This is a genomic window from Streptomyces sp. NPDC093094, from assembly GCF_044754345.1.
Lineage (GTDB): Bacteria > Actinomycetota > Actinomycetes > Streptomycetales > Streptomycetaceae > Streptomyces.
The window spans coordinates 28,514-42,810 of the sequence record NZ_JBIVOX010000018.1; the positions used below are offsets into that span (position 1 = coordinate 28,514).

General features: G+C 74.2%; 11 protein-coding genes and 2 tRNA genes. 8 read left to right on the plus strand and 5 right to left on the minus strand.

Going from position 1 to position 14,297, the window contains the following annotated elements:
- Window positions 1-26 precede the first annotated feature (26 nt).
- Together ACIQGV_RS30950 and ACIQGV_RS30955 are read left to right on the plus strand one after the other, a co-directional pair.
- The gene (locus ACIQGV_RS30950) at window positions 27-593 is read left to right on the plus strand and encodes a SigE family RNA polymerase sigma factor (RefSeq protein ID WP_402500264.1); all 567 of its coding nucleotides are present in this window, start codon (window positions 27-29) and stop codon (window positions 591-593) included.
- 152 nt (window positions 594-745) lie between these two features.
- Window positions 746-2,425, plus strand: a complete 1,680-nt coding sequence (locus ACIQGV_RS30955; RefSeq protein WP_402500266.1) for a long-chain fatty acid--CoA ligase — start codon at window positions 746-748, stop codon at window positions 2,423-2,425.
- Window positions 2,426-2,489: 64 nt separating this feature from the next.
- On the opposite strand, the gene ACIQGV_RS30960 is transcribed toward ACIQGV_RS30955, so the two are convergent.
- Together ACIQGV_RS30960 and ACIQGV_RS30965 are read right to left on the minus strand one after the other, a co-directional pair.
- Entirely contained in the window at window positions 2,490-6,896 is a 4,407-nt protein-coding gene (locus ACIQGV_RS30960; RefSeq protein ID WP_402500268.1) for a PAS domain-containing protein, read from the minus strand.
- 269 nt (window positions 6,897-7,165) lie between these two features.
- Window positions 7,166-7,654 (minus strand): SSI family serine proteinase inhibitor, encoded by a 489-nt coding sequence (locus ACIQGV_RS30965; RefSeq protein ID WP_402500270.1) that lies wholly within the window; start codon window positions 7,652-7,654, stop codon window positions 7,166-7,168.
- 211 nt (window positions 7,655-7,865) lie between these two features.
- Here ACIQGV_RS30965 and ACIQGV_RS30970 point away from each other — a divergent pair.
- A tRNA-Ser gene (locus ACIQGV_RS30970) sits at window positions 7,866-7,956 on the plus strand.
- Window positions 7,957-8,102: 146 nt separating this feature from the next.
- Here ACIQGV_RS30970 and ACIQGV_RS30975 read toward each other — a convergent pair.
- Both ACIQGV_RS30975 and ACIQGV_RS30980 read right to left on the minus strand, forming a co-directional pair.
- Entirely contained in the window at window positions 8,103-8,510 is a 408-nt protein-coding gene (locus ACIQGV_RS30975) for a peptidase inhibitor family I36 protein (RefSeq protein ID WP_402500272.1), read from the minus strand.
- 77 nt (window positions 8,511-8,587) lie between these two features.
- A complete protein-coding gene (locus ACIQGV_RS30980; protein ID WP_402500274.1) occupies window positions 8,588-9,586 on the minus strand; it encodes a hypothetical protein in 999 nt (332 codons plus the stop codon).
- Between the two features lie 292 nt (window positions 9,587-9,878).
- Between ACIQGV_RS30980 and ACIQGV_RS30985 the strand changes: the two genes are divergently transcribed.
- A tRNA-Arg gene (locus tag ACIQGV_RS30985) sits at window positions 9,879-9,951 on the plus strand.
- Between the two features lie 53 nt (window positions 9,952-10,004).
- Here ACIQGV_RS30985 and ACIQGV_RS30990 read toward each other — a convergent pair.
- Complete coding sequence (locus tag ACIQGV_RS30990; RefSeq protein ID WP_402500276.1) at window positions 10,005-10,427, minus strand: hypothetical protein; 423 nt, start codon at window positions 10,425-10,427, stop codon at window positions 10,005-10,007.
- 202 nt (window positions 10,428-10,629) lie between these two features.
- On the opposite strand from ACIQGV_RS30990, the gene ACIQGV_RS30995 reads away from it, so the two are divergent.
- The 4 genes from ACIQGV_RS30995 to ACIQGV_RS31010 all read left to right on the plus strand — a co-directional run bounded on the left by ACIQGV_RS30995 (window position 10,630) and on the right by ACIQGV_RS31010 (window position 14,290).
- The gene (locus tag ACIQGV_RS30995; protein ID WP_402500278.1) at window positions 10,630-10,809 is read left to right on the plus strand and encodes a hypothetical protein; all 180 of its coding nucleotides are present in this window, start codon (window positions 10,630-10,632) and stop codon (window positions 10,807-10,809) included.
- 90 nt (window positions 10,810-10,899) lie between these two features.
- Complete coding sequence (locus ACIQGV_RS31000; RefSeq protein ID WP_402500280.1) at window positions 10,900-11,802, plus strand: DUF2797 domain-containing protein; 903 nt, start codon at window positions 10,900-10,902, stop codon at window positions 11,800-11,802.
- Between the two features lie 149 nt (window positions 11,803-11,951).
- Window positions 11,952-12,692, plus strand: coding sequence for a response regulator transcription factor (locus ACIQGV_RS31005; protein ID WP_402500283.1), 741 nt, complete (start codon window positions 11,952-11,954; stop codon window positions 12,690-12,692).
- The gene (locus tag ACIQGV_RS31010) at window positions 12,689-14,290 is read left to right on the plus strand and encodes an ATP-binding protein (protein ID WP_402500285.1); all 1,602 of its coding nucleotides are present in this window, start codon (window positions 12,689-12,691) and stop codon (window positions 14,288-14,290) included. The genes ACIQGV_RS31005 and ACIQGV_RS31010 overlap by 4 nt, the downstream gene beginning before the upstream one ends.
- Window positions 14,291-14,297: the final 7 nt, after the last annotated feature.

Genomic DNA, 14,297 nt, shown 5'->3' on the forward strand with positions numbered 1-14,297 from the left:
CCGGCCGCGCTCCTAGCGTGGACGACATGACCACACTCGTCTGCACCAGCGCCCCGGAGACCGCCGGACCGGCGGGGCGGGCGCTGCCGTACACGACGTACCCGTCGTTCTCCTCCTACGTCAGGGCCCGCCGCCCCGTGCTGCTGCGCACCGCGCGGTCGCTGACGTCGAACGCGAACGACGCCGAGGATCTGCTGCAGACCGCGCTGACGAAGACGTACGTCGCCTGGGAGCGCATCGAGGACCACCGCGCGCTCGACGGCTACGTCCGCCGCGCTCTGCTGAACACCCGCACCTCGCAGTGGCGCAAGCGCAAGGTGGACGAGTTCACCTGCGACGAGCTGCCCGAGCCGGAGCCGTCGGCCGGCCAGGCCGACACCGCCGAGCGGCAGGCGCTGCACGACGCGATGTGGCGGGCGATCCTGAAGCTGCCGGCCCGCCAGCGGGCGATGGTCGTGCTGCGCTACTACGAGGACCTCAGCGAGGCCCAGACGGCTCAGGTCCTCGGTGTCTCGGTGGGCACCGTGAAGTCGGCGGTCTCACGGGCTCTGGGCAAGCTGCGCGAGGACCCTGAGCTGGGCCTCACCCGCTGACCGCGGCCCGCCCGCCGGCCCCTCGGGGCCCCTTCCGGCACGGTCCCGGGAGGCCGTTCGTGCCCGACGTCACCTGATCGATCATTACTCCCTAGTGACATACCGCGTGGTATGTGCGCAGAATCAGCGCATCCCTTACCGCCGCGTAGGCAATGTCGCCCCGGGAGGACGCCGTGCTGAGCACCATGCAGGACGTACCGCTGCTGATCTCAAGGATCCTGACCCATGGGTCCACGATCCACGGGACATCGCAGGTGACCACCTGGACCGGCGAGGCCGAGCCGCACCGCCGCTCCTACGCGGACGTCGGCGCCCGCGCGGCGCAGCTGGCGCACGCCCTGCGCGAGGACCTCGGGGTGAGCGGCGACGACCGGGTCGCGACCCTGATGTGGAACAACGCCGAGCACGTCGAGGCGTACTTCGCGATCCCCTCCATGGGCGCGGTCCTGCACACCCTCAACCTCCGCCTGCCCGCCGAGCAGCTGGCCTGGATCGTCGACCACGCCGCCGACAGGGTCGTCATCGCCAACGGCTCCCTGCTGCCGCTGCTGGCCCCGCTGCTGCCGCACCTGAAGACGGTCGAGCACGTCGTCGTCTCCGGCCCCGGCGACCGCTCCCTCCTCGACGGCGCGACCGCGCAGGTGCACGAGTACGAGGACCTGATCGCGGGCAAGCCGGACACCTACGACTGGCCGGAGCTGGACGAACGCCAGGCCGCCGCCATGTGCTACACCTCCGGCACCACGGGCGACCCCAAGGGCGTGGTCTACTCCCACCGCTCCATCTACCTGCACTCCATGCAGGTCAACATGACCGAGTCCATGGGTCTGACCGACCAGGACACCTCCCTGGTGGTGGTCCCGCAGTTCCACGTCAACGCCTGGGGCCTGCCGCACGCCACCTTCATGACCGGCGTCAACATGCTGATGCCGGACCGCTTCCTCCAGCCGGCCCCGCTCGCCGAGATGATCGAGACGCAGAAGCCGACCCACGCCGCCGCCGTCCCCACCATCTGGCAGGGCCTGCTCGGCGAGCTGACCGCCCGGCCGCGTGACGTGTCCACCCTCGGCCAGGTCACCATCGGCGGCTCGGCCTGTCCGCCCTCGCTCATGGAGGCGTTCGACCGGCTCGGCATGCGCGTCTGCCACGCCTGGGGCATGACCGAGACCTCGCCGCTCGGCACGGTCGCCCGTCCGCCGGCCCACGCGGCCGGCACCGACGAGGAGTTCGCCTACCGCCTCACCCAGGGCCGCTTCCCGTCGGGCGTCGAGGCCCGGCTCACCGGCCCCGGCGGCGAGCGCCTGCCCTGGGACGGCGAGTCGGCGGGCGAGCTGGAGGTCCGCGGCCCGTGGATCGCGGGTGCCTACTACAACGGCCCCGACGCCGAACCCCTGCGCCCCGCCGACAAGTTCAGCGAGGACGGCTGGCTGAAGACCGGCGACGTCGGCATCATCTCCGCCGACGGCTTCCTGACCCTGACGGACCGCGCCAAGGACGTCATCAAGTCCGGCGGCGAGTGGATCAGCTCGGTGGAACTGGAGAACGCCCTCATGGCCCACCCGGAGGTCGCCGAGGCCGCCGTCGTCGCCGTCCCCGACGACAAGTGGGGTGAGCGCCCGCTGGCCACGGTCGTCCTCACGGAGGGCGCCACCGCCGACTTCGAGAGCCTGCGCACCTTCCTCGCCGACCAGCGCGGCATCGCCAAGTGGCAGCTCCCGGAGCGCTGGACGGTGATCGAGTCGGTGCCGAAGACGTCCGTCGGGAAGTTCGACAAGAAGGTCCTGCGCCGCCAGTACGCCGAGGGCGGCCTGGACGTCACCAACCTCGCCTGACACCGCCGTACGACGAAGCAGCCCCTGGCGCGATGCCAGGGGCTGCTTCGTCCTCCTGCGGCGGTCAGTTGGTGCCGATCCGCGCGAGCAGGTCCACGATCCGCGCCTGCACCTCGTCGCTGGTCGACCGCTCGGCGAGGAACAGCACCGTCTCCCCCGACGCCAGCCGCGGCAGGTCCACCGGGTCCACGGCGGCCGTGTAGACCACCAGCGGGGTGCGGTTGAGCTGCCCGTTCGCGCGCAGCCAGTCCACGATCCCGGCCTGGTGCCGGAGCACCTGCATCAGATCCATCACCACGAGGTTCGGCCGGAACTGCCCCGCCAGCGCCACCGCGTCGGCGTCGCTCGCGGCCCGCGCCACCTGCATGCCGCGCCGCTCCAGCGTCGCCGTCAGCGCCAGCGCGATCTCCGCGTGCTCCTCGATCAGCAGCACCCGCGGCGGATGCTGCTCGCTGTCCCGCGGCGCCAGCGCCTTCAGCAGCACGGCGGGATCGGCGCCGTACGCCGCCTCGCGCGTGGCCTGTCCGAGCCCGGCCGTCACCATGACCGGCACCTCGGCGGCGACGGCCGCCTGCCGCAGCGACTGGAGCGCCGTACGGGTGATCGGCCCGGTCAGCGGGTCGACGAACAGCGCGGCCGGGAACGCCGCGATCTGCGCGTCCACCTCCTCGCGCGAGTGCACGACGACCGGCCGGTACCCGCGGTCGCTGAGCGCCTGCTGGGTGTTGACGTCCGGCGCGGGCCACACCAGCAGCCGCCGCGGGTTGTCCAGCGGTTCCGGCGGCAGTTCGTCGTCCATCGGCTGCGGCCGCGGCGTGTCCGCGACCTCCACCGCACCGCCGGGACCGTCCAGCGGCTCGGGCCCCTCGGCGGCGTTCTCGTCCGGTGCGCCTATGGCGTACGACCGTCCGGCGCCCTCGGACGCCTGCGCGGCGGGCAGCGGCTGACCGGCCTGGGCGGGCTGTGCGGCGGGCGCGGGCTGCGCGGCCGGCTGTGCCGTGCCCGGCTGCCCGCCGGACGGCTGCGGCCGCGCCGGCTGCTCCGGGCGTACGGCGCCGGGGTCAGGGGGCGTGCCCAGCTTGCGGCGCCGTCCGGAGCCGCCCGGCTGGTGCGGGGCGGGCGTGGCCGACGGCAGGGGCTGCGGCTGCTGCACCTGCTCCGCCTGCCGGGCGAACGGCACGCCCTGCCCCAGGGTGCGCACGCTTATGGCACGGCCCTGCGTCGTGTTCGAGTCCGTCGGCGCCACCGCCTCGGCGGGCAGCGGCTGCGCCCCGGCGGGCCGGGCCGCGGGAGCCCCGGCGACGGGGACACCCGCGGCGGGCGTGCCCTGCGCGGGGGCCTCCGCGGGAAGGGGCGCGGCGGCCGGGAGGGGCTGGGCCGGGGTGGGCTGCGCCTGGGCGGCGGCGGGCTGGGCGGTGGCCGGCTGAGCCGCCGGTGCCTGTCCGGGCGCGGCCTGCTGGGCCGGGACGGTCTGCGCGGGGGCGAGCTGCGCCCCGTGGCCGTGCGTGCCCTGGACGGGGACGCCCTGCGCCGGAGGCAGCGGGAGCGCCTCCCCGTGGGTGCCCTGGGCCGGCACGGTGACCTGGCCCGCCGTGCCGTCCTGCTGGACCGGGACGCCCTGGACCGGGACGCCCTGGGCGGGCGTGCCCGCGGCCTCGGCGGACGGCGGGGCCACGGCACGGCGGCGGCGTCCGGTGGGCGCGGTCGTGGGGTGGGGCTGCGGCGGGGTGTGGTCGGCGGCCTGGTCGTGCGGGACCGCGTCATGACGGCCGCCGTGGTCCTCGGGGGCCGCGTCCACGGGCGGCGCCTGCGCCGGGACCAGAACGGCGGCGGGCACGGGAGCGCCGGGCATCGGGGCGACCGGTACGGGAGCGCCGGGCGCAGCGGCACCGGGCACGGGAACACCCTGACCGCCCTGACCGCCCTGCGCGTTCGCTGCGGTCGCCACGTTCGGCACGGCCTGACCGTCCGCGCCGGCGCCCGGCCGGTCCGCGTCCGCGCCCGGCCGGTCCGCGTCCGTGTCGTCGTCCGCGTCCGCGTCCGCGGGCGGCAGCGCGAAAACGGTACGGGGAGCCGACTCCTGCGCGGTCGCCCGCTCCTGCGCGGCGGCGAGAGCACGGCGGCGGCGCCCGGAGGGCTGCCCGTCGGCGACCGGCTCCAGCGCCGCGGCCTCGGCGGACGGCCCGGCGACGGCCGGGGGCAGCGCGGGCGGCAGGGCGTTCTGCTCGGCCGCACGGCGGGCCCGCCGCCCCGTCGGCGCGGGCACACCCTGCGGCGGAACGGTCCCGCCGAGCCCGGACCCCACGGCCGCGGTCCCCGCGGCATGCTCGTCGGCGGTCAGGACGGCGCCCTCGGCGACCCCGCTCACCGCGACGGCCGCACCCGGGACCCCGGTGGCGACGCCGTCGGCGACCGGGTTCCCGTCGGGCCCGCCCGCACCGGGGACGGCGTCGTCCGCACCCACGGCGGCGGTGCCGGCTCCGTCGTCCGCGCCGCCCGCGTTCTCCGCCGGCCGTCCGCGGCGGCGGCCCGTGCCGCCGGAGGCCGGAGCCGGCTCGGCGGGCTCCAGCGCGGCGACCGCCTGCCGCTGCGGTTCGTCGCCCTCGGCGGCATCGGCAGCGCGCCGGCGCCGCCGGCCCGTCGGTGTGACGGCCTCCGCCTCGGCGTCGGCCCGGGCCGGGAGGTCACCGTCCAGGAAGGCGTCGGTGGAGGCCCGCCGGGCCCGCCGCCGTCCGCCTCCCGGGGCCGGTCCGGCCGGGAGCTCCGCCGGGGCGTGCGCGAGCTGCGCCGGGCCGGCCGCCACGGCGCCCGCCCCGCTGCCGATCGGCACCTCCAGGACGTAGGCGTTGCCGCTCATCCCCGGCACCTCGTGCGTCTGCAGCACACCGCCGTGCGCCCGGACGATCCCGCGCACGATCGGCTGGTGCACCGGGTCTCCCCCGGTGTACGGGCCGCGCACCTCGATGCGGACGACCTCGCCGCGCTGCGCCGCCGCGACGACGACGGTGTTGTCCATGTAGCCGCCCGCGGACACCGGCGCGTTGCCCGTGGCGTCGACGCCTGCGACGTCGGCGACCAGGTGGGCCAGCGCGGTGGCCAGCAGGACCGGGTCGACCTCGGCCTCGATGGGCGGCGCGTGCACGGCGAACTGCACCCGCCCGGGCCCGACGAGCTCGACGGCTCCGTCGACCCCGGAGGCGACGACGGAGTCGAGCATCACCTTCGTACGGGAGATCCCGGTGCCGCCGGCGTCCAGGTGCTGGTAGCCGAGGACGTTGTCGATCAGGGTGGTGATGCGGGAGTAGCCCGCGGACAGATGGTGGAGGACCTGGTTGGCCTCGGGCCACAGCTGCCCGGCGTCGTCGGCGGCGAGCGCGGCGAGCTCGCGGCGCAGCTCGTCCAGCGGCCCGCGCAGGGACTGTCCGAGCAGGGTCAGCAGCTGCTCGTGCCGTCCGGCGAGCGCCTCGTGACGGTCCTTCTCGCGCTCGGCGAGGGCGGCGTACCGGTCCTCACCGGCCGCCAGCTCCTCCTGGTGCGCCTCCTGCAGCTCCTCCAGCTCGGCCACATGCTTCTGGCGCAGTGCGGTCAGGTCGGAGGCGTGCTCCTCGGACAGCCGCTCCAGTTCCTCGGCGTGGGCCCGCTCGACGGCGGTCTTCTCCTCGGCGAGCTCGTCGTAGGGGCGGCGGTCGGCGAAGGTCATGACGGCGCCGACGAGCTGGTCGCCGTCGCGCACGGGCGCCGTGGTGAGGTCGACCGAGACCTTGTCGCCGGCCTTGGACCACAGCACCTGGCCGCGCACCCGGTGCTTGCGCCCGGAGCGCAGGGTGTCGGCGAGCGGCGACTCGTCGTACGGGAAGGGCGAGCCGTCGGCGCGCGAGTGCAGGACGAGGGTGTGCAGCTCCTTGGCGCCCAGGTCGCTGGCCCGGTAGCCCAGTATCTGCGCGGCGGCCGGGTTGACCAGGACGATCCGGCCGTCGGTGTCGGTGCCGACGACGCCCTCCGACGCGGCGCGCAGGATCATCTCGGTCTGCCGCTGCGAGCGGGCCAGCTCGGCCTCGGTGTCGACGGTACCGGTCAGGTCGCGCACGACGAGCATCAGCAGTTCGTCGGCGGCGTAGCCGTAACCGTCGTACGCCTGCTGTCCGTTCTCCAGGTTCGCGCTGGTGACCTCGACCGGGAACTCGGTGCCGTCGGTGCGGCGCGCGACCATCCGCGTGGGGCGGGTGCGGGCGCGCGGGTCGACATGGTCGGGGCGGCGCATGGAGCCGGGAATCAGTTTGGAGTCGAACTCCGGAAGGAGATCGAGCAGCCCGCGCCCGACGAGTGCCGTGCCCGGCGTCTCGAACGCCTCCAACGCGATCATGTTCGCGTTGACGACGGTCCCGTTGGCGTTGACCAGGAGCAACGCATCGGGCAGAGCGTCGAGTATGGCTGCGAGGCGAGCAGCGCCTCGGGATGGCCTGCTGCTCACGAGACGCTTCCTCCCTGTTTACCGCATCTTGCCGACCGCTCGGCCATCCTGCCGATGGGCTCGCGGGGTGTCACGCGAGGGAGTCTAAGGGCTCCGGTTGCGGTCGCGACGCCCGATGCGAGAGACATCGCACGACCCGGGGACCCGCGGGGACGGCTCCCGCACCGCCCGGTCACGACACCCCCACGGCGTGACTACGGCACCCCCACGGCGTGACTACGGCACCCCCACCGCCTCTCCCTGCCGCCTCCACCCGGCGCCCACGGGGCTCACCGGCCGGTCGCGGGCAGCAGCGGCACGAACCGTTCCCACCGGTCGGTCTCGCACCCGTCGGTGCGGTCGAAGCGGGCGTCGACGGGCCGGCCGGCCCAGGTGCCGGTGACATGGGCGGTGGCCGGGCCGCCGTAGAGCATCGTGCAGACGCTGCCGTCGGGCACGGGCGCGAAGGGGTCCTCGCCCCACCGGGTCCGGCGTTCCACCGCCCGGCAGGCACCGGCGGGGTCGGGATGGCTGCCGCCGCTCGGGCCGCAGCGGAGCTCGTACGTCCCGTCGGCGCCGCCGCCCGCGTCCCGGACGGTGACGGTGAGACGGCCGCCGGGCGGGTCCCCGCCGATCACCGGCGGGACGGACGGGGAGGGGACGGCGCCCGCGTGGGAGGCGGCGGCCACGGGCGCGGCGGACAGCGAGCCGGCCGCGGCGAGACAGGCGCCTGCGGCGACGGCGAGCCGCCGCAGGGAGCCGGAGGTGACGTAGGACATGTGCTGCCCAACGCGCCCGGCGCCCGGACGTTGCGCCCGGCGGCCCGCCGGGTCCGGCTCGCGGACCTTTCGAGGTCATCGGCCACGCGGGGCGCGAACCCCTTTGCCCTGCGGCCCGCCCGCCTAGTACCGTGGGAGCCGATTGGTGACACGACGCTCGACTGTGTCATCATCTGCACGCACCGTTCGCGCTCGCGCGGAGGGTTGTGCTGGAGGCGTCGCCTAGTCCGGTCTATGGCGCCGCACTGCTAATGCGGTTTGGGTCTTAAAGCCCATCGAGGGTTCAAATCCCTCCGCCTCCGCCCTTTGCCCAGGGAGTCCCGTCGTATGCGACCGGACTCCCTGAGGTTTTTCCCGGGCCTTTCCGGCCGCTCGTGCCGTGGGAACGGCGAACCCGCCGGCCGCCCGTCGTGAACGGGCGGGCCCGGCGGGGCCGGCGGGGTTCGGGTCAGCTGGGGCGGGCGGAGCTGATCGCGTTCTTGAAGGTGGCGGAGGCGTTGCCGGAGTAGCCGGCGGGGATGTAGCCGGCCGTGCCGGAGTAGTCGGCGCCGGTGTAGACCGTCCACTGGCTGACGTCCATGTTGTGGTACGACGCCGAGTTGTTGTTGACGCTCTGGCCCGAGCCGTTGCAGGAGCCCTTGAAGACGTCGCCGCTGAAGTTGGCGTCGGCGTAGAAGATGTCGAAGACGCAGCCACCTTCGTCCGAATTGTAGTAGAAACCCATCTCCCACTGGGTCAGCAGGCCGTTCTTCTCGGTGACGGCGGCGGCGGGACCGGCGGCCAGCAGGGTCATGCCGGCGGCGGCCGAGAGGGCGCCGAGGGTGATGCCCATGCGGGAGCGGTTGATGCTGAACACGGATTCCCCTTTTTTCATGGACGCGTCATGTCTGGCCGCGTCCTCCGTGGTGGTGTGTGTCTATCTGTCCGCGCCGGTCAGCGAACCAGGACGGCCGCACGCTTCATGCGGTCCTCCTGCTGCTTCCCGGCGAGTTCGAGGGTCGCGGCGTACCGGGCGACGAGCCGCTTCTGGAAGGCGCTCTGGACCGCGTACCGGACGCCGACGAGGTTGACCTTCTTCTTGCAGGCCACGTCCGCCTTCGCGGCGGCCCGCGCGGCGGGCCCCGACGGGTCCTCCTCCAGCCCGAGCTGCCGGACGGCCTTCATCGGGTCGGAGGCGGCCTCGTGGCCGGCCTTCCTCATGCAGGCGGCCCACTCCGCGTCGTTGCGCCGCACGCGCGGGTCGGCCTCGCTCTGCGTCTTCGACCTGGCTTTGAGTTCGAAGACGAACATGATGTCGACGCTGTCGGCCGTCGGCGCGTACAGCTTGAGGTACGACTCCCGGTTGCAGCCGCCGACGGGAACGGCCCGGCCCCCCGCCTTGCGGGCGCTGCCGCCCTCGCGTTCGGCCTCTTCCTGGCTCGCCGGCATCGACGCCGGGTCGGTCTGCTCGCCGTAGAGGGTGAGCAGCCCCTCCTCGGAGAGCTCCTTCCCGGCGGGCCGCGGCCGGCCGTCCGTCTGCGCGCCGGGGTCGCTGTACCCGTGCTCCGCCGCCTCCTTCGCCTCCACGACCCCGTAGACACGGGAGTTGAGCGGGCGCGGGGTGCTCGCCCCGCGCTCGGGCGGCACGTAGGCGAAGCCGTGGCGTGCCATGCAGCGCACGGCGAGTTCGTCCTGGGCGCGTTCGAGGAGGTTCTGGTCGGCGGGCCGGCGGTCGTACGCGTCGAGGGGGAAGACGAGGGCGGCGGTGCCGGACAGGACCGGTATCTCCCCGAGGGCCGGCGGACTCGCGACGGCGGGGCGGCCGCGGTCCGCGGGGGCGGCGGCCCTGTCCCCGTCGCCCTCTCCGCAGCCGGCGAGGAGAGCCACTCCCACACCCAGCCCGAGCGCACGGCGCAGGTGTACGGACCGGCGAGTGGGGCGTACGGCGGGCATGCGTGTCCTTCGACCGGGAGTGGGGGGCGCCAAGCAATGATCATCTAAGAGTGGAGGCCGAGGTTCTGTCCACTGCCGCGAGGTCCCGCACCGCCCGGACCCACCCCCCCGGCGGCGCCGTTCGCACCCCCGGTTCCCCGGTGGCGGCCCAAGACCCCTCATCAGGCGTTTACGCAGGTCAGAAGAGGTATGCCCAATGGATTTCACATGTCGGCGGCAGTCATGTAATGTTCTTCCTGTCGCCGCGAGCGGGCCGAAAGGGCCGGGAGCGGAGGCGGAAAACAGAAGACAAGCACTCGTAGCTTAACGGATAGAGCATCTGACTACGGATCAGAAGGTTGCAGGTTCGAATCCTGCCGAGTGCACATCGGCCAGAGGCCCCGGAGAGATCCGGGGCCTCTGGCGTTCGCCCGTTCTCTCAGCGGGAGTCGGCCGCCCGAAGGCCGGTTCCCGGCGGCGCGGGAAGGACCGCCGCGAGCAGGGCGGCGAGGGCGGTGGTCGCGGCGAGGCTGCCCAGCAGGACCATGCCCACGCCGACCACGTAGAGACCGCTGGAGTCGTCCGACCAGTCGACGAACGCGGAGACGGCCAGTCCCAGGGAGACACCGAGCACGGCGGCCTCCAGGTGACGGCGGGCGACCGCCCAGACGAACGGGACCAGCACGGTCACCACCAGCCCGATCACCTGCCACGCCTCGTAGGGGCCCGTCGTCGAGCCGTCCGGGTGCACGTCCCGCTCCTGGTCCCAGCCCAGCCACGCGGCCCACGCCCCGGCGGCCGGTGCGGCCAGCGCGAGAACCGACAGGAGTTGGTGGAGCGGCTTCGGTCGTCGTCTTTCCATGTCTCCAGCGTCCCGGCTCGAACGGAGGGCGGCCAGCGCGCACCTACTCAGTTCCGCCCGAGTACTTCACCCCGGGTGCCCGGTCCTCGCGGGGGTGATGCCGCCGAATCGGTCCGGCTGTCACCTGACGGGTGAACGTGCTTGCGATGCGGGGCGGTCGAGGCCGTGGCGTCTCCGGCTTCCCGGGAGGAGGTGATGCTCGGTGTACGCGCAGGCGGAGCAGGCGCGGGTGCAGAGTTCCGTGGACGGCGCCCTGCAGCGGATCGCGGGCACCCTCGACCGGGTCGCCGAGCGGTTCGAGGCGCCGGAGCCGCGCGGCCGTGCGGGTCTCGCCGTCACCCCGCAGGGCCTGCCGGCCGGCGGGCGAGGAACCTGGTCGTGACGGAGGACGTGCACGCCGTGGCCGCCTGCCTCGCGCCGGCGCTCGCGCGGTCCGAGGCGCTGTCAGTGCGAGGTCGTACTCTCACGGGTGATGGGACAGGCGTGGAAGTGCTCGGGGCTGCGGTGGTCGGCGGACGGGCCTGTGCTCGTGTGGGACGGAGGGCGCAGGAGTCCGCTGACCTGGGGGAAGCGCGTGGCCTTCGGGGTCGTGGACGGGGGTGTGCGCATCTGTGTGGGGGCCAGAGGGCATGCCTGCCCGGTGCGGGCGGTCGTGCCGGGGCGCGGTACCGGCGCGCGGTGCGAGGAGTGCGCCCGGCTCGACCGGGCCCACTCCGTGGCCGCGGACACCCTCGCGGACGATCCGCGGCCGTACCACGTCTATCTGGCGTGGTTCGGGCCCGGCCGGGTCAAGGTCGGCATCACCGCGCTGGAGCGGGGCCCGGCGCGGCTGCTGGAGCAGGGCGCCGTCTGCTTCAGCTGGCTCGGTGCGGGCCCGCTGATGGCCGCCCGGCGCACGGAGGAACTGCTGCGGGCCGCGCTGCGCGTGCCGGACCGGATCCCGTACGCCGAGAAGCGTGCGGTACGGGCCGTCCTGCCGCGGACCGAGGCGGAGAGGTCCGCCGAGATCGCGGATCTGCACGCCCGCGCCCTCGCGCTGAACACCTGGCCGGAGTCCCTGGCCCGCGAGCCCTTCCGGGCCGTCGACCATGTCGGTGTGTTCGGCCTCCGGGACGCGCCGCCGGCCGTCGGCGCGGTGGGCGAACTGGTCGCCGGGGGCGTGGTCGGCGGTGAGCTGGTGGCAGCCGCCGGCCCGGATCTGCACCTGGCCACCACCTCCGGCGTGCTCGTGCTCGACACCCGTCTGATGAGCGGCTGGGACCTGGTCCCGGCCGGGGCGGGCGACGAAGTCACCCTGCCGGTGAGGGAGTTCAAGGCGCCTCCGCAGGACGGACTGTTCCAGCTCCCGGCCCCGCTTTCGCCCCCGGCCTCCTGAGTGGTGTGCCGTCCCGGCCGGCAGACCCGTCCGGACCCGCCCAACCGGCCCCGGAACCCAGGGAGTTCCTGAGAGACACCTGTGGGTTTCTAAGGGAAATCACAGACATGGGAAAGACTGCTCTCAGAGGATCCCGACAAGGTGGTCGCATGACCACGACCTCGCCCCAGGGGCGCACCGAACTGCTGAGGCCGGACGGGAGCCCCGTCCGCGTGCTGGTGGTGGACGACGAGCAGTCGATCACCGAGCTGCTGTCCATGGCCCTGCGCTACGAGGGCTGGCAGATCCGGAGCGCGGGCGACGGCCAGGGAGCCGTGCGGACCGCGCGGGAGTTCCGGCCCGACGCCGTCGTCCTGGACATGATGCTGCCCGACATGGACGGTCTGGCCGTCCTCGGCCGGCTGCGCCGGGAACTGCCCGACGTGCCGGTGCTCTTCCTCACCGCGAAGGACGCCGTGGAGGACCGGATCGCCGGGCTCACCGCGGGCGGCGACGACTACGTCACCAAGCCCTTCTCCCTCGAAGAGGTCGTCGCCCGGCTGCGCGGGCTCATCCGTCGCTCCGGCGCCGCCGACCGCCGCTCCGACTCCGTCCTCGTCGTCGGCGACCTCACCCTCGACGAGGACAGCCACGAGGTCACCCGCGGCGGCGACGGCATCCACCTCACCGCCACCGAGTTCGAGCTGCTGCGCTTCCTGATGCGCAACCCGCGGCGCGTCCTCAGCAAGGCGCAGATCCTCGACCGCGTCTGGTCGTACGATTTCGGCGGGCAGGCCAACGTCGTCGAGCTGTACATCTCGTATCTGCGCCGGAAGATCGACGCCGGGCGTGAGCCGATGATCCACACCCGGCGCGGCGCCGGTTATCTGATCAAGCCCGCCGCGTCATGACCGGGCGGCGGCGGACGCGTCCGCGGCGGCGCCGGGCAGGGCAGCCGCGCACCCTGCGGACGCGGCTCGTCGTCGCGTCACTGGTGCTGATCGCCGTCGTGTGCGCGGTGATCGGCACGGTCACCACCCTCGCGCTGCGGTCCCATCTCTACGACCAGCTCGACGGGCAGCTCACCGAGGCGGCCCAGCGGGCCAGCGGGTTCGCCAAGCCGCCCGGCGACGCCCCGGACCCCGGCCGGCTCCCTCTGAGCCCGGGCGATTTCGTCATGCGCGGCCCCCAGCCCGCCGGCACGGTCATGGCGCAGGTCCGCGGCGGCCTGATCACGGACGCCAGGATCGGCGCGAAGTCCGACGACGGCACCGACATCAGCGGCATGGTCGCCGAGGAGCTGACGCAGGCCCAGCAGACCGCGCTGAACTCCGTCGCGCAGGACGGCCGGAAGCACACGGCCGACCTGCCGGGCCTCGGCACCTACCGCGTCGAGTACCGCGACAGCGCCGACGGCACCCGCAGCTACTACGTCGCCCTCCCGACCGCGGAGGTCGGCCGGACCCTCAGCACCCTCGTCCTCATCGAGGCCAGTGTCACCGCGGCGGCCCTGGTGGCCGCGGGCATCGCCGGGACCGTCATCGTCGGTGTGGCCACCCGCCCCCTGCGCAGGGTCGCCGCGACCGCCACCCGGGTCTCCGAACTCCCCCTGCACAGCGGCGAGGTGAACCTCGACGAGCGCGTGCCCGAGGCGGAGTGCGACCCGCACACCGAGGTCGGCCGGGTCGGCGCCGCGCTCAACCGGATGCTCGACCACGTCCACGGCGCCCTGCACTCCCGCCAGGAGAGCGAGACGCGGGTACGGCAGTTCGTCGCCGACGCCAGCCATGAGCTGCGCACCCCGCTCGCCTCCATCCGCGGCTACGCCGAACTGACCCGGCGCGGCCGCGAGGAGGTCGGCCCCGACACCCGGCACGCGCTCGGCCGGATCGAGTCCGAGGCGGGGCGGATGACCCTGCTGGTGGAAGATCTGCTGCTGCTCGCCCGGCTGGACGCGGGGCGGCCGCTCCAGTTCGAGGAGACCGACCTCGTCCCGCTCGTCGTCGACACCGTCAGCGACGCCCGGGCCGCCGGGCGCGACCACGGCTGGCGGCTGGAGCTGCCCGACGAGCCCGCCCCGGTCGCCGCCGACGCGGCCCGGCTCCAGCAGGTGCTGGTCAACCTGCTGGCCAACGCCCGCACCCACACCCCGCCCGGTACGACCGTCACCGCGCGGGTGCGGCACGCCGGGCCGTGGCTGTGCGTGGACGTCCACGACGACGGGCCGGGCATTCCGTCCGGGCTGCTCCCGCATGTCTTCGAGCGGTTCGCGCGCGGCGACTCCTCACGGTCGAGGGCGTCCGGCTCGACGGGTCTGGGGCTCGCCATCGTGCAGGCCGTCGCGGCCGCGCACGGCGGTGCCGTGACCGTGGAGAGCGGGCCCGGGCGGACCGTGTTCACGGTCCGTCTGCCTGCGCTCGCCGTGCGGAAACCGCAGGCCGAAACGGAACTTCGGTCAATCCCACAGGTGGGGCACAGCGTCACCACATGGGCGGAACAGGGCGTCTGACGACAGT